The sequence below is a fragment of the Massilia haematophila genome (assembly GCF_042647645.1).
GTDB classification, from domain to species: Bacteria; Pseudomonadota; Gammaproteobacteria; order Burkholderiales; family Burkholderiaceae_D; genus Telluria; species Telluria haematophila.
Genome location: NZ_JBHRVV010000001.1, coordinates 4619765 through 4640940, shown reverse-complemented (window position 1 = coordinate 4640940; position 21176 = coordinate 4619765). Strand labels below are relative to the sequence as shown.

Here is a 21176-nt window from a genome sequence, read left to right as displayed (position 1 = left end):
TTTTCAGGTGCTCTAGCGGCAATCTTCGGGCAGCGCATCCGGCATGATCCCTTCGGCGCTGTAGGCCCAGGAGATGTTCTTCTCCTCGTCCATCGAAGGCTCGAACACGAGCACTCCGGCGCCCTCTTTCGTCTCGATGCTGGTCAGCACGCGCAGGGTCGCGTTCTTCGGGTCGATTTCCAGTTCGCGCACGGCGGGAGCGCCGGCGCTGGCCTGCACGCCGGCCTGGGCCAGGGTCGGGATGCTGCCGTGCTCGACGAGATAGGCCTCGACCTTGGCGCTGGCGCCCTGGCCGGCGGCATAGGCACTGGCCACCACGGCCTTCTGCTGGTAGGCCTGGTAGGCCGGGATACCGACCGCCGCCAGGATACCCGCCATCACCGCCAGCACCACCACGCCGCCTGCGCCGCCGGCACCCATGCGCGGCACGAACAGGGCCATCAGCGCGGCCAGCCAGTGGCGGCGCGGCTGTTGTACTTCCTGCCCGGCGGCCAGGGCACGCACCGCGGCCATGCGCTTGACCAGCCAGGGGTAGTCGCCGACCAGCTCATGGAAGGACATCCAGAAGCCTTCGGTCTCGCGCGACTGCTCGATGTATGCGCTCTTGTTCATGGTGCGCCAGCGCCTGCCGCCGGCCGCCAGCGCGGCCATGCCGAATTCGGCGTTGATCGCTTGCTCGCAGGCCGCCAGGCCGTGGCGGTCGCAGGTGTACTCGCGGGCGCGAGAATAGGCGGCGCCGACCAGCGGCAGCATCGAGGCCGGCAGCAGCACGGTCGCCCAGCTCAGGTGCTTGCGCTTGATGTGGCCGATCTCGTGGCCGATGTAGAAATTCAGCGCATCCGGATTGTCGTGCAGGCCATCGACCACGTCGGTGTACAGCACCAGGAAGTCGCGCCCCAGGAAGCGGGTGGCAAAGGCGTTCAGCGAACCGCCCATCTGCAGCAGGTAGGCCTCGGGTTCGCGCTCCAGGCCCAGCTTGGCGCAGCAGGCCAGGATCTGGCGGTCGAGGTCGGGAAACTGCTCGGCGGTGATGCGCACGCCGGTGCCCTTGATATAGGAAATCAGCGCCGACTGCGCGAAGCAGTAGAACAGGAAGAACATCAGCGCATAGCTCAGCACCGCCCAGCCGAGGCCCAGCACCAGCCCGGCCCAGACGAGGAGCGAGAGCACCAGCATCAGCACGAACAGTGTCTTCTCGTTTTTGTACACCAAATCCATTTCCTGACCTTTCGATTGTCCGTTTGTAATTACAACTAGACAACTCTACATTATTGTCAAAAGGAAACGTACAGTTAGCTCAACTAGGTGTTGCCGGTTCGACACAATATGAAGTGTTCTCCGGCTGGTATTGCCTTAGCTCAAGTCCAGCAGAGTAACCGCGAGCAAGATTCCTTGGTCAATGACCGTTTTCAATAAGGAATCACGATGCCCCACCCGACCTTCCACCCCACCCTGCTGGCCGCTGCGCTGCTGGCCGCCTTTCCCCATGCAGAAGCACAAACGGCCGCGGCGAGCGATGCGGACACGCAGACGGTCGTCGTGGTCGGCTCGCGCGGCGCCGCCCGCTCGGCCCTCGACACCTCGGTGCCGGTGGGGCTGGTGGGCGCCAGGGACCTTGCCTCGACCGGCACGCTGGAACTGGGCAAGGCCCTGCAGGAGCTCGACCCCTCGTTCAATTTCAGCACCACCTTCATCAGCGACGGCACCGACATCATCCGCCCGGCGACGCTGCGCGGCCTGGGGCCGGACCAGCTGCTGGTGTTGGTCAACGGCAAGCGCCGCCACCAGCAGGCGCTGGTGAACGTGCAGCAGACGGTCGGGCGCGGCTCGGCCGGCACCGACATCAATGCGATCCCGATGTCGGCCATTCACCACATCGAGGTGCTGCGCGACGGCGCCGCCGCCCAGTACGGGTCGGATGCGATCGCCGGCGTGATCAACATCGTGCTGAAGGAAGGCGTGGGCAAGGGCCTGGTCAGCGCCAGCGCCGGCACCACCTCCGAGGGCGACGGCGACACTTACGGCGCCAGTGCCTACCACGGCTTCGCGCTGGGCTCGAACGGCGGCTACCTGTCGCTGGCGATGGAAGCGCGCAAGCGCGGCGAAACCAACCGCGCCGGCCTCGATACCCTGCGCGTGACGCCGGCGCGCGTGACCCAGCGCATCGGCGACAGCCGCGCCAAGGACGGCTACCTGTGGACCAACGCCGCGCTGCCGCTGGGCGGCGGCGAACTGTACCTGTTCGGCGGCGCGTCGAAACGCACCGGCGAGGCGGCCGGTTTCTTCCGTCCGCGCGAGGATGCGCGCAACGTGCCGGCCGTGTACCCGAACGGCTTCCTGCCGGAGATTCGCACCGAGGTGCGCGACGCCTCGCTGGCGGTCGGCTACCGCGGCATTCTCGCCGGCGACTGGAAATACGATGCCAGCTTCAACCACGGCCGCAGCGAACTGGTGTTCAACGAGCGCAACTCGATCAACGTCAGCTACTGGTACGAGAACCCGTGTAAATGCGAGTCGCCCTTCGCGGCCTACACCGGCACGCTGGGCTTCCACCAGTCGACCTTCAACCTCGACTTCAAGGGCTCGGTGCGCTTCGCCGGCCAGCCGATCTTCATCGGCACCGGCTTCGAATACCGGCGCGACAGCTACCGCATCGAGGCCGGCGAACCGGCCTCTTACCAGTACGGCCGCACGAACAACCCGGCGCTGGTCATCCGCGACCAGCACGGCGGCATCGCCCAGGCCGGCATCCAGGGCTTCCCGGGCTACACGCCGGCGACCCAGGTCTACGACGGCCGCCACAACACCGCCTTCTACATCGACGCCGAGCACAAGTGGAGCGACCGGCTCACGCTCGGTTCGGCCCTGCGGCGCGAGCGCTATTCCGACTTCGGCAGCACCACCACCGGCAAGCTGATCGCGCGCTACGACCCGAGCCGCACGATCGGCCTACGCGCCAGCGCCTCCACGGGTTTTCGCGCGCCGTCGGTGCAGCAGAAGTTCTACAGCTCGGTATCGACCAACCTGAACGGCGCCGGCGTGCTGACCGACACCCTCACCGCGCGCGAAGGCAGCGCCGTCACCCGCGCCTTCGGCATCGCACCGCTGAAGGACGAGACCTCGCGCAGCGCCAGCGCCGGCATCGTGCTGCGTCCGGCGCCCAACTTCAGCATCACGGCCGACCTGTACCGCACCGACATCGATGACCGCATCGTCTTCTCCAGCACGATCGCTCCCGAGAGCGGCGCCTGCCCCACGCCCGCGGCCTGCCCGATCCGCGCCATCCTCGCGCCGCTGCGCGTCGGCCAGGCCCAGTTTTTCACGAACGCGATCGACACCGAGACGCGCGGCCTGGACATCGTCGCCGAACACACGACACGCGGCGTCGCCGGCGGCACACTGGTGCTGTCCGGCCAGCTGGGCCTGAACAGGACGAAAGTGAAGTCGCGCCATTCGCAATCGGCCGTTCTCACCGGCGCCCAGCTGTTCGACGACGCCCAGGTGACCCTGATCGAACGCGGCCAGCCGCGCCAGCACCACGTGGTGGCGGCCGACTTCTCGCGCGGCGCCTGGAACGCGAACCTGCGCGCCAACTACTACGGCGAGGTGCAGGGCCAGGGCTTCACGGCGCCCTTCATCCAGACCTGGAAAGCGAAGTGGCTGCTCGACCTCTCTAGCCGCTATGCGCTCAGCAAGGCGCTCAGTTTCTCGGCTGGCGTGAACAACCTGTTCGACACCTATCCGACGCGCTGGGATCCGCAACGCGCGGCGCCCTTCCCGCAGATGGGCTTCACGCATTGCTGGGAGACCTGCCCGTTCGGGATCAACGGGCGGACCATGTATGCGCGCGCCGAATATGCGTTCTGAATACCGGCAGCGCTGACGCTGCCGTTTCAATAGCGACCGCGCCCTGGCCTGTTCAGAAAGGGCAGCGAGCGCTATGTCCGTTTTCGAACGGAACAGCCCGATTCCCGGTCGTATGCTGAGCGTACGGCTCGGGCAATACCATGCGCCCGGCCGTGGAACGACGGCACGAGCGAGGGCATGCAGCGCTCCGGAACGCCTTCCGGCACGCTTTCCTGCACATTCTTCGGGATCATCGACATCGCTCGCGCCGGGCATTGGAAACCCAGGCGATCACCGATACCGAATGACCATGACTACGCCTACCCTCGCGCCTAAGCTCACACCTAAGCTCGCACCTAAGCTCGCGCCTGCCTCTGCGCCGACCTCCGCCGCCAGCGGCGCCACTTCCGGGGACACTCCCGCGGCACAGGGCAAGGGGCGCCGCGCAGCGCCGCTGTCGCTCGCGGCCTGGAAGCAGTTCGTCAATGTGGCGAAACCGTACTGGCTGGGCGAGGAAAAAAGGACGGCCTGGACCCTGCTCTTGCTGCTGATCGCGCTGATGCTGGTCGAGACCAAGCTGGCGGTCATGCTGAACGACCAGGCCGGCGAGATGACCTCGGCGCTGGCGGCGAGGAACGGCGACCGCTTCTGGACCTCGGTGCGCGCCTGCCTGCTGGTGCTGGCCTTCGCGATACCGGTCTACGCCTTCTATTACTACATGCGCGACCGCTTCGCCAACCAGTGGCGGCGCTGGTTGACCGGCCGTTTCCTCGACGGCTACCTGAACGGGCGCAAATACTATCGCCTGCGTGGCGACAGCGAGATCGACAACCCCGACCAGCGCATCAGCGAGGACATCAACACCTTTACCGGTCGCTCCATCCACTTCCTGCTGATCTTCCTGGGCTCGATCATGCAACTGGTGGCGTTCAGCGCCGTGCTGTGGTCGATCTCGCGGGTGCTGGTCGGCGTGCTGGCCGTGTACGCGCTGGCGGGTACCGTGGTCGCCCTCTACATCTACGGCAACCCGCTGATCCAGCTGAACTTCCGGCAGCTGCGGCGCGAAGCGGACTTCCGCTTCAGCCTGATGCGCCTGCGCGAAAACGCCGAATCGATCGCCTTCTACCGCGGCGAAGCCCAGGAACGCGCGCACATCGACGGCAAGTTCGAGCAGGTCATCCAGAATTTCGGGCAGCTGATCCGCAAGCAGTGCTCGCTCAACCTGTTCCAGCGCACCTTCAGCCAGCTCACCCTGGTGCTGCCCTTCGTGATCCTGGCGCAGGGCGTCCTGTCGGGCGAACTGGAAGTGGGCCGGGCGGTCCAGGCGGCGGGAGCGTTTACCGCCGTGCTGGCCGCCGTGGGGCTGATCGTCGATAACTTCGAGAGCCTGAGCCGCTTCGTGGCCGGCATCGACCGCTTGCAGGCCCTGTCCAGGCTGATGCTGCCGGAACCGCAAGCGCAAGCGCCGGCCGCCGAGAGCACGCAGCCGCGCATCCAGATGCGTCCGGGTGCGCAACTGGCGCTGGAATCCCTGACCCTGCACCCGCCGCAATCGGACCGGGTGCTCATCAAGGACCTGAACCTGAGCCTGAAGCCGGGCGACGCCCTGCTCATCACCGGCGAGAGCGGCTGCGGCAAAAGTTCGCTGCTGCGCGCGATCGCGGGCCTGTGGAATACCGGCAGCGGCGTGATCCATCATCCGCCGCAGGAAAACTTCTTCTTCCTGCCGCAGCAGCCTTACCTGCAAACGGGCACGCTGCGCAGCCAGCTCATCTATCCCAGCGCGCACACCGACCTGAGCGACGCCCAGCTGCTGGCCATCCTGGAAGAGGTGCACCTGCCGCGCCTGACCGAACGGATGGGCGGCCTGGACGCCGTGCACGACTGGGAAAAGCTGCTGTCGGTCGGCGAACAGCAACGCCTGGCCTTCGCCCGCGTGCTGGTGCACAAGCCGAGCATCGTGATCCTGGACGAAGCGACCAGCGCGCTCGACAGCGCCAACGAAGCCGCGCTGTATGCGCGCCTGCGCGCCAACGGCACCACCCTGATCAGCATCGCGCACCGCGCCGCCGTACTGCGCCACCATACCCATGTGCTGCGCCTGTTGGGGGACGGCGCGTGGGAAATGCACGAGGCGGGGGCATATCAGTTTGGCGAGACGGCGACACCGGTGCGAGGCGGGGCTGCTAACTTGCAGCTGGTGCAGCCGGGGGCTGCGATGGCGGCTGCGGCACGCTGAGCGAGCGCGGTTAAATCTCCGCCTCGAGCGTGCCCGGTGACTCAACCGCCCATTTACCAAGTCGTTTTGCCACCATCGCCTCGCGCTGGGAAATGGACTGATCAGCCTGACGCCGAGCTCAACACCGCTCGGGAATCAAGGGATAGCCAAGCGAGGCACACTCGACCAGGAAGCGTTCGCGAAACAGTCCGGCATCGAAACCACCGAGCTTTTTCTGCTTTTCCAACAGCACAGCGGATTCGCAATAAACGCGTTGCAAGACATGTTCGATCACATGTTCCACAGGACGCGAAGCAAGCAGCGCAAAGTCCGGCCGTACGCTGAAATGGCCGACATTGAACCAGTCAGGGTTCGCCGGAACCCCGAAATGTGAACGGCCAGAGACGCGCTTCTGGAACCGGAATGGATGACGGGCCCGCCCGTCTTCCCTTGCCAGATACGCGAGCATTTCGATCTGGATCCATAGGTGTTCGATGGAGCCGCCATAATCGCCGTCAAGCCCCTGCCCCAAGCTCTTCAATACGGGCTCAAGTGCAGCGGCTAATGCCCGGGTATCTTCGTCAACGACGTTTGCATGGAATGCGACTTTCATGACCTGGCTTTCTCCGGCGGTAGAAGCTGTTCAGGCAGCTCGAAGTGGCAGGCGCCTCAGCGCCGCTCGCGCCACCACAAGCACAGCATGGCGAGCGCGAACACGACAGCGAAAGGCCAGCGCGGCAGCGCGCCCTGATTCTGGGTAGCAGGCGCCAAGGTACGCGCCGCATAACGTGCGGTCGCATCGCGCCGCTCTGCCGCCTGCCACAGCGGCCAGTCGCTCGGCGCGTAGACGTAAAGCTGCGCGCTCATCGGCTTGGCGCCCTGCGTCTCCATGCGCAGCCAGCCAGGCTGGCGCGGCCACACGGCCACGCAGGAAGCATCGACCCGGTCGCTGCGGCGCCGCCATTCCAGGGTTTGACCAAGGCCCGGGAAATGCACCTTGCCCTGCACGCCCTGGGCGCACACTTCCAGGCGCTGGTTCGGCAGCGGCATTTCCTCGGGCGCGAGCCAATTGACCTCTTCGTTGCGCTGCACGCCGAGCGTATCGAGCACGCCCTGCCACCACAGCGCCAGCGCGCGCGGCTCCTTGATCGCCTGGCGGTGCCAGTCGGCGGCGCCAAGCCAGCCGATGCGGCCCTGGCCCCACTGGCGCGACCACACGGCGTCGCTACCCAGCCAGGCGCCGGCTTGCGCGGCGGCCGGGTTCAGGGGCGCGGCCGTCAAGGCCAGCGAACCGATCGTGGCGTCGGCGGACTGCGGGCGCAGGGCGAGCTGCACGCTGCGCGACCAGACGGCGCTGTCGTTGGCGTTCCCGCCCAGCACCAGCAGCGCGGCGCCCTCCTTTACTTGTTCCAGCAGTGCGCTACGGGTGGCGCCGGATGCGCGTTCGAACCAGGCCGCGTCGATTACCAGCAAATCGGGCTTGTCCATCTTCTCGCGCGCGGTCTCGCTGCGGGTGACGGTTTTGCCCAGCGTGACCTGCCAGTCGATCACGGCGCGGCTGCCGGCCAGCAGGTCGTTCAGCACGCGCACATCGAACGACGGCGCGCTGAAGCGGCCGCGTACCTGCAGCGGCAAGGTTTCCTCGACCACGACCGGGACCGGTCCCTCGGCCAGCAGCTTGTCCTTGCCGTCGAGCAGGCGCGCCTTCAGTTCCAGCGTCTCGGCCAGCGGCGGCAACCACTGGGCCGTCAGATCGCCGTCGCCGCGCACCTCGGCCAGCACCTGGCCGTTTTCCGCCAGCAGCTGCAGACGCGCCGGCGCCTTGTCGCCGCGCTGGACCGTGAGCGTGAACATGCGGCCCAGCGCCAGGCGGCGCGGGAAGTCCAGGCGCAGCGTGTTCGAAGCCGGCATCGTCCATGCCAGCGGACGCGCCGGCAAATCCTGCCACTGGGCGGCGCGCAGGCCGTCGCCAGTGAGGGTGAGCGCACGCACGCCGTCCAGCGTTGCCGGGGGCTTGGCCGGGTCGATCGCCAGCGTGGTCCCGAGTTCGCCGGGCAGCTTCCACCCGGTGACCAGCAGGAACAGCGCCGCGGTCGCGACCAGCACCAGCAGCGCCTCGAACCAGCGCCGGCGCCACAGGTAGAGCAGCAGGCTGGCCGCGCCGATGACGAGGATGGCGATGCTCATGGCTTGTCTCCTTCGCCCCAGGCGCGGGTGAACGGCGTCCGCGCCACCGGTTTCGCCTGCAAGATGACCGGTGCCTGGGCGATGCCGGCGCGCAGCCAGGCACGCAGGGCCGGGCGGCAGCGCAGGCATCCGTCAGCAACGTCCTGGATCGCGCGCTGGGCGGCGAGGCGCTGCTCGTCTTCGCCCAGGCGCTCGCGCACCCAGTCGTGGGCGGTGCGCGTCCACAGCGCCGGCAGCGGACCGTCCTGCGACAGCGCCTGCACCAGCTCGCGCAGCGGGGCCGGGATCGCATCCTGCGCTTCGCCCTGCTCGCGCCGGTAGCTGGCGGCGCCGACCACGTCGCCCGTCATGCGGATCTCTTCCTTGATCGGCGGCGGCACGAAGGCGGTCTTGTGCAGGTAGATGCGGTCGGCCTGCTGCAGTTCCTTGATCGCTTCCAGGGCCTTGTGCTCGGGCGCCAGCGCGGTCTTCGGCGTGATCGCACGCAGCGCCTTTTCGGCATCCCACATTGCCACCAGCGCGCGGCGCAGGATCTTTTTCGTGCCCTCGTCGTAGAGCGTGGCATTCTCGGCCTCGTCGTGGGCGTGGCCGAACTCGTGCAGCACGTCCATCTGGCCGCCCGATTTGCCGTGGTCGTCGTGATCGTCGTGCTCTTCCTCGCCGCCGAACAGCGTCGATTCCTCGCCCAGGAACTGGCCGTAGCGGCGGCGCAGCTGGCCCTGGTCGGCGGCGATCGCCTCGCTGCGCTCGCGGATCTCCGCCTGGCCCATCCGGGTCGAGCGCATGTCGGCGATCAGCTGCTCGGTGTCGATGATGATCTGACGCTGGCTGCGCAGGCTCTGGGGTTTGACCAGCACCGGCATCGCCGAGGTGACTTCCTCGTCTTCCTGTTCCGGTGCGGGCAGGCGCAGCGTATAGGTCGGCGACTGCACCGTGTGCGGCTTGGCGGCGTTGTCGACGGCGCGCACGAAGAAATACAGCTCGTCGCCCGGCTCCATGCCGAGTTCGGCCAGCGTCCATTTCTTGGCCCAGTTGCGCACGCGCGGGTCGGAGGAGGCGGGCAGCGGCATCTCGCGGTCCGTAAATTTGATGTTCTCGCCGCTGCCGCGCGCCAGCGTCAGGTGCAGGGTGGCGCGGCGCACCGCATAGTCGTCGCGCACGGAGATCGCCATGGCGGCGGACTGCGCGTCAAGCTTGAGTTCCTGGATCATCTGGGTCGGCTGCGTGATCGTGATCTGCGGCGCCGCGTCCGGCGTCACCTTCAGCGTGTAGCGCGCGCCGCGCCAGCGCCAGAACAGGGATTCGGTCACGCTCAAGGTCGCGCATTTCGCGTCGACGTTCAGCGTGCGGCCGTCGCTCAGTTCGAGGATGGTTTCGCCGGCCTCGGGATTCTTCAGGCACCACGCGACCGTGCTTCCTTCCGGCAGTTCGAGATGGCGCGGCGCGCCGGTCGAGCGCGCTACGCCCGTGTAGGCGGGCGGCGTGGCGGTGACGAGCAGTACCGGCGCCTCGGCGGCGGATGCGGCCTGTGCCGGGGCCTTCGGTGCCGCCTGCTGCGACGCCGCCGGCTGCTGGCCCACGAACCAGACGACAAAGGCAAAGACCAGCCAGGGCGCGAGCCAGCTCAGGCCCAGGTCGACATGCCGGCGCACGATGGCGCGCACGGCTTTCTTGTCGAGGCTGGCGTCGATGCGCGCCAGCAGTCGGCTGCGCTGCATCTTCGCGATCGGAGTGTCGGCATCGACCAGCAGGGCCGCGCTGTCCTCCAATTCGGGCACGGCGGCGTCCAGCCAGCCGATCCAGCCGCGGTCGACGCGCTGGCGCAGGCGTGCGCCATCCCACATGCACCAGGCGACCCAGGCCAGCACGCCGGGCAACAAGCGCAGCGACAGCCAGGGCAAGGCGCCCAGCACCCACAGCGGCAGGCGCCGCAGCACGGCGGCGCGCCACAGGCGCTGCGCGATGTCAGCGTCGGCGTGCATGGGTCAGGATCCTTTCGAGTGCAAACAAGACAATCAGCGCCAGCATCAGGAAGTCGCGCACGGCGCCGCCGGCGTGTTCGGCGGCGGGCACTTTCGACGGCGCGAAGGTATATGAGGGCGCGGTGTGGGCGACGGGCGCATAGTGCAGGCGGCGCCAGGTTTCGAGCAGGCGGCGCGCGGCGGCCGGGTCGGCCGGCGGCCAGGCACTGGCCGTCCACACGCGGCCACGCGCGCTGTCGGCGTAGCGGATGCCGTCGACGGCCTTCGCCTGCGCCAGTTCCGGGAAAGCACCGGCATCGGCGGCCCACCACAGCGGCGCGCGCAGCGCGGCCGGCGGTGCCTCGGGCTTGTTCCAGACGACCAGTTCGGTCTTCGCGTTCGGCGCATCGTCGACCACCACGCGCAGCGGGCCGGTCAATGCGGCGAACATGCGGCGCCACGGCCCCGCCTCGCCGACGATGGCGACGCGCACCTCGCTCGGGGCAGCGGGCTTGCCCAGCGTGCGCAGCTCGAGGGGATGGATGAATTGCGGCAGCGCCGCCGGCATCGGAATGTCGCCCAGCACCAGCAGGCGCGCGTCCGGCTTCCACTCGCGCTCGTGCGCGCGGATCCAGGCCAGCGCGTCGCCGGCCGGTAGCGGCAGGCGCGCCGCCTCCTTGAAGCCGGCCTGCTGCACCTGGCGCTCGACCCACTGCGGATCGGTCCCTTCGGCGACGACCACCGTATTGCCGCGCCACGGCAGCACCGGATCGGCCAGCCAGGCGATCAGGCAGGCCAGCAGCAGGCAGCGCAGGATGAGCAGCACCACGTCTTTCCAACGCCAGACGCGCATCTGGCGCGGCTCGGTGCGCGGCAGGAAGCGCGCGCTGGCCAGCGGTTCGGCTGCAACCTGGACGCGCTTCTTCCTGTGCCACCAGATCGGCAGCAGCAGGGTCGGCAAGGCGAACCACCACAGGCTGTTCATTGCCGGCCCGCCTGACGCAGCAACTGGCGCAGCACTTCGCCCGGCGCCTGTTCGATGCGCGCTTCGATCATCGGCACGTCACTGGCGCGGCAGGCGGCCGTCACCGCCGCGAAATGCTGTTCGCGGTTGCGCAGATAGCCCTCGCGCAGGTCGGCGCCGAAACGGAAGACGCCGCCATCCTGTTCGGGGTCGCGGTAGGCCGGATCGACGTCGAAGCCACCCGTGCACTCGGCCTCGGTCTGCAGGCAGGCCAGCCTCACGTCATGGCGCATGTGGCGCAGGCGTATTAATGCTTCCGACAGCGGCGAGGGAAAGTCGAGGAAATCGCTGGCGGCGAACACCAGCGCCGGCGACTGCGCGAAACGCAGGCTGGATTTCAACAAGGCGGCGTCGGGCAGCTCGCCCTCGGCCTTGGCCGCGTCCAGTTTGGCCAGCACGCGCTGGAGCTGGCGCGGGCCGCGCGCGGCGGGCACGAGCTGTGAGCGGCCGCCGGACAGCACGACCAGGCCGAAGGCGTCGCCCTGGCGCTGGGCGATCGCCGCCACGCAACCCAGCAGCGTGCGCGCGTAGGCCAGCTTGTCCAGGCCGCGAATGCTGCGGCTCGGTTCCATCATCGAGGCGCTGGCGTCCAGCACCAGCCAGACGGCGACGTGGCTGTCGCGCTCGGCCTCGCGCACGTAGTAGCGGTCGGCGCGCGCGAGCAGCTTCCAGTCGACGCGGCGCCACTCGTCGCCCGGCGCATAGGCCCGGTATTCGGAAAACTCGACGCCGGCGCCGCGTTCGCGGCCGGCATGGATGCCCTGCCCCAGTCCGGCCAGCACGTGGCGGACCACGAGGTCGAGGTCGGTCGTGTGCGCGATCAGCGCCGAGCCAGCCAATGCCGTCAATTCAGTCGACCTTGATCTCGTTGCGCAGGGCTTGCAGGATGTCGGCCATCGCCACGCCGTCGGCTTCGGCCTCGAAGTTGCGCAGCACGCGGTGCGCCAGCACCGGCAGCAGCATGGCCCCGATATCGTCGCGCGTGACCGCCAGGCGGCCCTGCATCAGCGCGCGCGCCTTGGAGGCCAGCACCAGCGCCTGGCCGGCACGCGGACCGGCGCCCCAGCCGACGTGTTTTTTCACTGCCGCGACAGTCGTTTCCTGCGGCCGCGTCGCACGCACCAGGCGGGTGGCATAGCGCACCAGGTGGTCGCCGATCTCGATGTCGCGCACCAGCTGCTGCAGGCGCAGCAGCGAAGCCAGGTCCATCGCGGCTTCCGCATCCTGCAGGCCGGCATGGGTGGTCTTCGCGACCATCATGACCTCTTCGTCCTCGGTCGGGTAGCCGACGTCGATGCGCAGCAGGAAGCGGTCGAGCTGGGCTTCGGGCAGCGGATAGGTGCCGCTTTGTTCGATCGGGTTCTGGGTCGCCAGCACGAAGAAGGGGCGCGGCAGTTTGTGGGTCTGGCCGGCGAAGGTGACCGAGCGCTCCTGCATCGCTTCCAGCAGCGCGGACTGGGTCTTGGGCGGCGCGCGGTTGATCTCGTCGGCCAGCAGCACCTGGGTGAACACCGGGCCCGGCTGGAAGCGGAAGGAACGCTGGCGCGTGGCCTGGTCCTCTTCCAGGATCTCGGTGCCGACGATATCCGAGGGCATCAGGTCGGGCGTGAACTGCACCCGGCGGAACTGCATGTCGGTGGCCTGGGCCAGCGATTTTACGAGCAGGGTTTTGCCGAGACCCGGCACGCCCTCGACCAGGGCGTGGCCGCCGGCCAGCAGGCAGGTGACGAGCAGCTCGACCACCTGTTCCTGGCCGATGATCACCCGGCCCATGCTGGCCTTCAGGGCCGCCGTCTTCGCGACCAGCTCGGCCACTTCCGCTTCACTCCACGCTACTACATCCTGTTCAGCCACCGCTCAAGCTCCCAACGCATATTGAATGATGTTCACCGCAAAGCGGGTATTGTCGACCGCGAGGAACCGTTTATTCCGGAAGTCGTAGTCCCACTCGCAGCCATAGTCCTTGTTCGAGTACAGCACGCGCACGCGCCCGCCCACCTCGATCGCCTTCAGGTATTCGTGCACCAGGTCGTCGCCCCAGCCGTTCAGCTCCACCGAGGTGTTCGGTGGGCCGTCGAACTTGAAGAAGCTGGAGTAGATCGGGTGGTTGTTCGGTATCTTCTTCAAGGCCGAGGGTCCGAATATCTTCGCCATCTCGGCCTCGAAACTCTTGGCGAACAGGCCGTCGATGTCGTGGTTGCAGTCGTCCACGAACACGAAGCCGCCGCCCTTCACGTAGCGCTCGAAGTTCTTGCGCTCGCTTGGCGTGAACTGCACCAGCTTGTGCCCCGCCAGGTAGCAGAACGGGGCCTCGAGCATCTTCGGGTCGCTCAAGGCCACCATCCGCTCGGCCGGGTCCACCTTCAGGGTGGTGTACTCGACCAGCGAATTGAGCACGTTGCTGGGCATGCGGATGTCCACGTCCCAGTCGCCCGATTCGTAGATCAGGCGCGTGAAGTAAAAGTCGTACCGTGCCATCGTCAGGTCGCCATCACACCGCGTCGGAGAGCGAGGTGAAGTTGAAGTCGCGTACCTTCATCGGCGGCAGCACCATCTGGTACTGCACCTCGTCCGGCGCGATCACCTCGGCCTTGCCCAGTTCCTCGACGTTGTTGAGGAGGGTGACCGGGCTTTCGTTGAAGCGGAAGTTCTTGATCGGGTACTTGATCTTGCCGTTCTCGACATAGAAGGTGCCGTCGCGCGTCAGGCCCGTGATCAGGAGCGACTGCGGATCGACCATGCGGATGTACCAGGTGCGGGTGACGACCACGCCCTTCTTGGTCGATTCGATCAGTTCCTCGAGCGACTTGGTGCCGCCGGCCATGATCATGTTGCCGTGGCCCGCGGTCGGCGTCACGCCCTTCTTCTGCGCCCAGTAACGCGAATACTCGAGCGAAGCGATGCGGCCGTTCTTGATGATGTCGGTGCGCTGGCGCGCCAGGCCCGACTGCCCGTCCCAGGGCATCACCGGCACCTCCGGGTTCCAGGGGTCGGCCCAGACATTGATGCGCTCGTCGAACAGCTTGTCGCCCAGGCGGTTCTTGCCGCCGGCCTTGGTGAGGAAGCTGCGGCCCTCGTCGGCGTCGCGCGCGTCGAAAGCGGAGAACATATTGCCCAGCACTTCGGACGTCGCGGCCGGCTCCAGGATCACGGTGTAGCGGCCCGGTTCCAGCGCTTTCGCATCGACCGAGCGCAGCGCCTTCTCGATCGCCACGCCGACCGCCTCGCGCGCATCGAAGCGGCGCGCATCGACCGCCGCCCGGCTCACCCAGCCCGAGCCGCGGCCGTCTTCGGTGCGCGCGGTGCAGGTGTAGGTGAGATCGGTGAGTTCCTGGAAGCCGAACACGCCGTTCGAGTTGGCGATCGCGTTGAAGCGCGTGTTGTCGTTGAAGAAGCCGGCCGTGACCAGGCCCGCTTTCTTCGCCGCCTCGATGCTGTAGGCGGCGACCTGGGCGCGGAATTCCGGATCGATGTCGGCCGTCGCGCGGACAAAGGTCGGCGTGGGCTTGTACTGCTGCTTCCCGATCGCCGGCATGAATTCCGGATTTTCAGGCGCAAGACGTGCCAGTTCCTCGGCGCGGCGCACCGCCTTTTCCAGCGACTTGTCGTCGAACTCGTTGACCTGTGCAATGCCGGACTTCTTGCCGAAGGCGACCTGCACGGTCAGGACCATGTCCTCGTTCAGGCCGGCGGTCGAGATGCTGTTGCGCGCGAAGCGCACGTTGCCCGAGCGGTTGCCGCTGATGTCGACGCTGCATTCGTCGGCCTTCGAGAACGAGAGGACACGGTCGCAGATGCGTTTTGCTTCTTCCTGGTTCAGCTGTTTCATCGTTTCTCTCCTCAACCGATCTTGCGTGCGGTGTTGATGACATTGATGCCGTTGAAGCGCGTGGTGCTCGAGCCATGCGAGACCGCGCTGACCTGGCTCGGCTGGCCCTTGCCGTCGAAGAAGGAGCCGCCCATGCGCCAGTCGCGTTCGTCGCAGATCGCGCTGCAGGCATTCCAGAATTCCTGGGTGTTCGACTGGTAGGCCACGTCTTCCAGCGGGCCGGCGATCTTGCCGTTCTTGATCTCGTAGAACAACGTGCCGCCGAACTGGAAGTTGTAGCGCTGCTGGTCGATCGAGTAGGAGCCGCGGCCGATGATGTAGATGCCCTTCTTGACGTCGGCAACCATCTCGTCCGGCGTCAGCTTTGCCTTGCCGGCGGCCAGCGACACGTTCGGCATGCGTTGGAACTGCACGTTGCTCCACGAGTCGGCATACGAGCAGCCGTGCGATTCCTTTTCGCCGATGATGTGGGCCTGGTCGCGCGTGGCCTGGTAGTTAACCAGGACGCCGTCCTTGATGATGTCCCACTGCTTCGCGCGCACGCCTTCGTCGTCGTAGCCGATCAGGCCCAGCGAGCCCGGCGTGGTGCGGTCGGCGATGAAATTCACGCGATCGGCGCCGAACTTGAATTTCTTCGTCTGCCACTTGTCGAGGGTGGCGAAGCTGGTGCCGGCGTAGTTCGCCTCGTAGCCGAGCACGCGGTCCAGTTCGGTCGGGTGGCCGACGGCCTCGTGGATGGTCAGGAACAGGTGTTCCGGCGCCAGCACCAGGTCGTACTTGCCCGGCTCGACCGATTTCGCCGACAGCTTTTCGCGCGCCTGCTTGCCGGCCAGGCGCGCATCCTCGATCACGTCATAGGATTTCGTGTACAGCGTGGTGACGCCGCCGGCGGCGCGCACCTTGTCCTGGGCGCGCACGTCGAAGTACTCGTAGCCCATGCTGACCGGGGCGCCGAGGCCGCCGCGCGAGCGGAATTTACCGGTCGCCTTGTCGACCGCGGTGGCGGTGATCGGCGCCCACAGGCGGTGGATGTCCTGGTCGATGTAGGAACCGTCGGTGGAGGCGAAATACTTCTGCTGGTTGATCTGGAAGAGGTTCGCGGTCATGAAGCTCGCGCCCGCGTCCAGGCCGGCCTTGTTGGCGGCGAGGAGCATGTCGGCCTTTTCCTTGACCGGGACCGCGCGCCAGTCCTTCGTGAACGGCGTTGCCCAGCTGACCTCGCCCACGCCTTTCACGGGCGCCAGCTGCACGGGTTCGAGCTGCAGCCGGGCGTTGGCCTTCGCGATCGCCACGGCCTGGCGTGCGGCGCCGGCGACGGCGTCCGGGTTCATGCTGTTGGTCGCGGCGAAGCCGTAGGCGCCGTTGGCGATGACGCGCACGCCGACGCCGGTCGATTCGGTATTCGTGATGCCTTCGACGTTCAGGTCGCGCGTCGTGATGAACTGGTTCAGGTAGCGGCCGATGCGCACGTCGCAGTAGGTCGCGCCGGCGCCCGTTGCCGCGTTCAGGGCGGCGTCGGCCAGGGCTTTCTTGAAGCTGACCGCCATCGGGTTCAGCAGGTCTTCGGCCGCGATCGCGTTGCCGAACACCGGTACCAGCATGGCGCCCGCCGTGCCGGCGCCGATTTTGAGGAAGCTACGTCGTTCCATCTTTTCTCCGTTGGGGCGGTCGGTGCGACCGCGTTTTTCGTAGGGTGGGCTCTTGAGCCCACGCGGTACGGCGCTTGCATGTCGAAACCGTTCCGCATGGCGCCCGTATCGGCGCTAATGAATTCGCGGCTGTTCTGAAGTTCAATCCGCGTGGGCACAAGTGCCCACCCTACAAAAGCGCGCCAGCGCCTACTCTTACACCGCGTCCGAGAGGGACGTGAAGTTGAAATCCCGCACCTTCATCGACGGGATCACCATCGGGTCCGGACCTTCGTCGCCACCGATCACCACCGGCTTGCCGATCTCCTCGATGTTGTTGAGCAGCGTGACCGGGCTTTCGTTGAAGCGGAAGTTCTTGATCGGGTGCTTGATCTTGCCGTTCTCGATGTAGAAGGTGCCGTCGCGGGTCAGGCCGGTCAGCGCCACCGATTGCGGGTCGACCATGCGGATGTACCAGGTGCGGGTAACGAGCACGCCCTTCTTGGTATTCGCGATCAGCTCGGCCGTGGTCTTGTCCGTGCCGCCCATGATGAAGTTGCCCGGGCTGCCGATCGAGCGCGCGTTCTTCTGCTGGGCCCAGTAGCGCGAATAATCCATCGCGGCCACGCGGCCGTCCTTGATCAGGGCGGCGCGTTCGCGCGCGCGCATGTCGTTGTCCCAGGGGAGCACGGGCACGTCCGGGTTCCACGGGTCGGTCCAGATGTTCACCTTCTCGTCGAACAGCTTGTCGCCCAGGCGGTTCTTGCCGCCGGCCTTGGACAGGAAGCTGCGGCCCTCGTCGGCGCGGCGCGCGTCGAAGCCGTTGAACATAAAGGCGAGTAAATCGCTGGTGGCGGCCGGTTCCAGCACCACGGTGTAGCGGCCCGGTTCCAGCGCTTTCGCATCGACCGAACGCAGCGCCTTTTCGATGGCGACGTCGGCCGCTTCGCGCGGGTCGAAGCGGGCCAGGTCGCGCGCCGAGCGCTTGACCCAGCCGGAGCCGCGGCCATCCTCGGTGCGGATGGTGCAGGTAAAGTCGAGCGAGGTCAGGGCCTGGTGGCCGAACACGCCGTTGGAATTGGCGATGGTCTCGAACGAGGTGGTGTCGAGCAGGAAGCCGGCGGCGACCAGGCCCTTCTTGCGGCAGGCCTCGATGCTGTAGGCGGCGGCCTGGGCGCGGATCTCGGGGTCGATGTCGGCGGTCTTCTGCACGAAGGTGTTCGAGGCCCGGAATTCGGCTTTCGAGACGGCCGGCATGAATTCCGGATTTTCCGGCGCCAGGCGCGCCAGCTCCTCGGCGCGGCGCACCACGCGCTCGAGCGACTTGTCGTCGAACTCGTTGATGCTGGCGGTGCCCTGGCGCTTGCCGAAGGCGACGCGCACGGTCAGGCTGGTGTCGTCGGTCAGGCCGGCGGTGGAAACGGCGTTGCGGGCGAAACGGATGTTACCGGCGCGTTTGCCGCCGATGCTGACGATGCACTCGTCGGCCTTCGACAGCGACATCACGCGGTCGCAGATGCGTTTGGTTTGTTCCTGGGTCAAGATGGTCATGTCGTTCCCTGCCTTAGCCGATCTTGCGAGCGGTGTTGATCACGTTGATGCCGTTGAAGCGCGCGGTCGACGAACCGTGCGACACGATGCTGATCTGCGGCGGTTGGCCCTTGCCGTCGAAGAAGGAGCCGCCCATGCGCCAGTCGCGCTCGTCGCAGATGGAAGTGCAGGCATTCCAGAATTCCTGGGTGTTGGCCTGGTAGGCGACGTCCTCCAGCATCTGGCCGATCTTGCCGTCCTTGATCTCGTAGAACAGGGTGCCGCCGAACTGGAAGTTGTAGCGCTGCTGGTCGATCGAGAACGAACCCTCGCCGACGATGTAGATGCCCTTCTTGATGTCCTTCACCATCTCGTCCGGTGTGAGCTTCTTCTTGCCGGCGGCCAGCGAGACGTTCGGCATGCGCTGGAACTGCACGTTGCTCCAGGAGTCGGCGTACGAGCAGCCGTGCGATTCCTTCTCGCCGATGATGTGAGCCTGGTCGCGCGTGGCCTGGTAGTTGACCAGGATGCCGTCCTTGACGATGTCCCACTTCTTGCAGGGCACGCCTTCGTCGTCGTAGCCGACCGCGCCGAGCGAACCCGGGGTGGTCTTGTCGGCGACGATGTTGACGATCGGCGAACCGTACTTGAAGTTCTTCGACTGCCACTTGTCGAGGGTGGCGAAGCTGGTGCCGGCGTAGTTCGCCTCGTAGCCGAGCACGCGGTCCAGTTCCGTCGGGTGGCCGACCGATTCGTGGATGGTCAAATAGAGGTGCTCGGGGCTGAGCATCAGGTCGTACTTGCCCGGGGCGACCGATTTCGCGGTCAGCTTCTTCTTGGCGTCGCGGCCGGCGGCGCGCGCATCCTCGATGATGTCGTAGGAATCGGTGTACAGGGTGGCGACGCCGCCGGCGGCCTTGATCTTGTGCTCGGGGCGGGCGTCGAGGTATTCGTAGCCCATGCCGACCGGTGCGCCCAGGCCGCTGCGCGAGCGGAACTTGCCGGTCGTCTTGTCGACCGCGGTGGCGCTGATCGGGGCCCACAGGCGGTGCAGGTCCTGGTCGATGTAGGAGCCGTCGGTCGAGGCAAAATACTTCTGCTGGTTCACCTGGAACAGCATCGACTGCATGAAGTTGGCGCCGCCGTCCATGCCAGCCTTGTTGGCGGCGATCAGCAGGTCGGCCTTCTCCTTGATCGGCACGGTGCGCCAGTCCTTCTTGATCGGCGTGCTCCACGCGACTTCACCGATGCCCTTCACTGGTGCAAGCTGCACCGGTTCGGACTGCAGCTTGGCGTTGGCGCGGGCGATCGCGACCGCCTGGCGCGCGGCACCGGCGATGCCGTCCGCGGTCATGTCGGACGTGGCCGCGAAACCGTAGGCGCCGTTGGCGATCACGCGCACGCCGACGCCGGCCGACTCGGTATTGACGACGTTCTCGACGTTCAGGTCGCGGGTGGTGACGAACTGGTTCAGATAGCGGCCGATGCGCACGTCGCAGTAGGAAGCGCCGGCCTTGGTGGCGGCGTTCAGCGCGATGTCGGCCAGCGCCTTCTTGGCCGATGCGGCCATGGGATTGATCAGTTCCTCGGCCGCGATCGCGCGTCCGGCGACCGGGATGAGCATCGAACCAAATGCGATGGTGCCGATGTTGAGAAAGGTACGACGTTCCATTGTGTCTCCTGAATTCAACCTGCTTCGGGGGCGGCGCGCACACGGGCAAGCCGCGTATGTATATGTAGAACTCGTGGCTGTCGTCGCGGCGAGCGCGACGGCAAACTGCTAAACATTATCAGCAACTAAAGATTTTGGATAGGCAATCTTTGTACCAGCCGGGCGTATTTCGAAATGTCCAGTCCATGCGGACGTCCATGGCGTGTCCGAGTGTCCGCTCGTACGGGATGCGGACAGTACATACGTCCTATCTGGCGTATTGACATGCGCCTGGGGTGCGCGCGTGGATTTGCTTGACTGGCAAGATGGCTTGCCGGATCATCGGGCGCGACGGCGACGGCGCTGCCGGGCCCGCAACCACTTGCAAGCACACGCAACCACACGGAGACCTAGACCCATGAAACGACTGATCCTGGCCGCCCTGCTGGCCACCGGCATCGCCGGCGCCGCCCAGGCCGACGACGCGCTGAAAGCCGCCATCGCCGGCGAGCACCGCGCCGAGAGCAACCGCGCACGCGACGTCTACCGCCATCCCTACGAAACCCTCACCTTCTTCGGCATCAAGCCGAACATGACGGTGGTGGAACTGGTGCCTTCCGGCGGCTGGTACACCGAGATCCTCGCGCCCTACCTGCGCGACAAGGGCAAGCTGATCGGCGCGGGCCAGGCGATTGCGCCCGGCAACCGTTACGGGGAAGCGTTCAAGAAGAAGCTCGACTCGAACCCGGCGCTGTACGACAAGGTCGTCACCAGCGTGTTCGAGCCGCCGACCCGCTACGACATCGCCGCGCCGAACAGCGTCGACATGGTGCTCACCTTCCGCAACCTGCATAACTGGGTCGGCAACGGCGACGAGGCGGTGAAGACCACCTTCAAGGAAATCCACAAGGTCTTGAAACCGGGCGGCGTGCTGGGCGTGGTCGACCACCGTTTGCCTGCTTCGATGAAGCAGGACGACAAGGCCTCGAGCGGCTACGTGCACGAAGCGTATGTGATCCGGATGGCCGAAAGCGCCGGCTTCAAGCTGGCAGGCAAGTCGGAAGTGAACGCCAATCCGAAGGACAAGGCGGATCACGAGAAAGGCGTGTGGACCCTGCCGCCGGTGCTGGCAAACAAGGACAAGGACCGCGAAAAATACATGGCGGTCGGCGAGAGCGATCGCATGACGCTGAAGTTCGTGAAGCAGTAAAGAGGACGGGGCCGATGGCCCCGTTTTCGATATGGCGGTGACGATGGCGTAGGGTGGGCACTCCGTGCCCACGCGGAAGCGTGATGCGTGCT

General features: G+C 66.6%; 15 protein-coding genes. 3 read left to right on the top strand and 12 right to left on the bottom strand.

Annotated features, from left to right (window positions below; translation table 11 throughout):
- Window positions 1-12: 12 nt before the first annotated feature.
- Window positions 13-1218 (bottom strand): M48 family metalloprotease, encoded by a 1206-nt coding sequence (locus ACFOPH_RS20485; protein WP_379737095.1) that lies wholly within the window; start codon window positions 1216-1218, stop codon window positions 13-15.
- 207 nt (window positions 1219-1425) lie between these two features.
- On the opposite strand from ACFOPH_RS20485, the gene ACFOPH_RS20480 reads away from it, so the two are divergent.
- Entirely contained in the window at window positions 1426-3867 is a 2442-nt protein-coding gene (locus ACFOPH_RS20480) for a TonB-dependent receptor plug domain-containing protein (RefSeq protein ID WP_379737094.1), read from the top strand.
- A gap of 289 nt (window positions 3868-4156) precedes the next feature.
- The gene (locus ACFOPH_RS20475) at window positions 4157-6085 is read left to right on the top strand and encodes an ABC transporter ATP-binding protein/permease (protein ID WP_379737093.1); all 1929 of its coding nucleotides are present in this window, start codon (window positions 4157-4159) and stop codon (window positions 6083-6085) included.
- A 118-nt stretch (window positions 6086-6203) separates the two neighbouring features.
- Here ACFOPH_RS20475 and ACFOPH_RS20470 read toward each other — a convergent pair whose 3' ends face one another.
- From ACFOPH_RS20470 to ACFOPH_RS20420, 11 genes are all read right to left on the bottom strand, one after another.
- Entirely contained in the window at window positions 6204-6677 is a 474-nt protein-coding gene (locus ACFOPH_RS20470; RefSeq protein WP_379737092.1) for a hypothetical protein, read from the bottom strand.
- 56 nt (window positions 6678-6733) lie between these two features.
- Window positions 6734-8251 carry a hypothetical protein gene (locus tag ACFOPH_RS20465; protein ID WP_379737091.1) on the bottom strand — a complete coding sequence of 506 codons (1518 nt, stop codon included), beginning with the start codon at window positions 8249-8251 and terminating at the stop codon, window positions 6734-6736.
- Window positions 8248-10233: a DUF4175 family protein gene (locus tag ACFOPH_RS20460; RefSeq protein ID WP_379737089.1), complete on the bottom strand. Its 1986-nt coding sequence runs from the start codon at window positions 10231-10233 to the stop codon at window positions 8248-8250. Before ACFOPH_RS20460 ends, ACFOPH_RS20465 begins: the two co-directional genes overlap by 4 nt.
- Window positions 10217-11197: a BatA domain-containing protein gene (locus tag ACFOPH_RS20455; RefSeq protein ID WP_379737088.1), complete on the bottom strand. Its 981-nt coding sequence runs from the start codon at window positions 11195-11197 to the stop codon at window positions 10217-10219. Before ACFOPH_RS20455 ends, ACFOPH_RS20460 begins: the two co-directional genes overlap by 17 nt.
- On the bottom strand, window positions 11194-12084 hold the full coding sequence (locus ACFOPH_RS20450; protein ID WP_379737087.1) for a DUF58 domain-containing protein: 891 nt from the start codon (window positions 12082-12084) through the stop codon (window positions 11194-11196). The genes ACFOPH_RS20455 and ACFOPH_RS20450 overlap by 4 nt, the downstream gene beginning before the upstream one ends.
- Before the next feature lies 1 nt (window position 12085).
- Window positions 12086-13090 carry an AAA family ATPase gene (locus ACFOPH_RS20445; RefSeq protein ID WP_379737086.1) on the bottom strand — a complete coding sequence of 335 codons (1005 nt, stop codon included), beginning with the start codon at window positions 13088-13090 and terminating at the stop codon, window positions 12086-12088.
- Window positions 13091-13093: 3 nt separating this feature from the next.
- A complete protein-coding gene (locus tag ACFOPH_RS20440) occupies window positions 13094-13714 on the bottom strand; it encodes a DUF4159 domain-containing protein (RefSeq protein WP_312548318.1) in 621 nt (206 codons plus the stop codon).
- 13 nt (window positions 13715-13727) lie between these two features.
- Window positions 13728-15065, bottom strand: coding sequence for a TldD/PmbA family protein (locus ACFOPH_RS20435; protein ID WP_312548317.1), 1338 nt, complete (start codon window positions 15063-15065; stop codon window positions 13728-13730).
- A gap of 11 nt (window positions 15066-15076) precedes the next feature.
- Window positions 15077-16714, bottom strand: a complete 1638-nt coding sequence (locus ACFOPH_RS20430; RefSeq protein ID WP_312548316.1) for a TldD/PmbA family protein — start codon at window positions 16712-16714, stop codon at window positions 15077-15079.
- A gap of 195 nt (window positions 16715-16909) precedes the next feature.
- Window positions 16910-18244, bottom strand: a complete 1335-nt coding sequence (locus tag ACFOPH_RS20425; RefSeq protein ID WP_312548315.1) for a TldD/PmbA family protein — start codon at window positions 18242-18244, stop codon at window positions 16910-16912.
- 13 nt (window positions 18245-18257) lie between these two features.
- Window positions 18258-19895, bottom strand: a complete 1638-nt coding sequence (locus ACFOPH_RS20420; protein WP_379737085.1) for a TldD/PmbA family protein — start codon at window positions 19893-19895, stop codon at window positions 18258-18260.
- Between the two features lie 397 nt (window positions 19896-20292).
- On the opposite strand from ACFOPH_RS20420, the gene ACFOPH_RS20415 reads away from it, so the two are divergent.
- Window positions 20293-21084 (top strand): class I SAM-dependent methyltransferase, encoded by a 792-nt coding sequence (locus ACFOPH_RS20415; RefSeq protein WP_379737084.1) that lies wholly within the window; start codon window positions 20293-20295, stop codon window positions 21082-21084.
- Window positions 21085-21176: the final 92 nt, after the last annotated feature.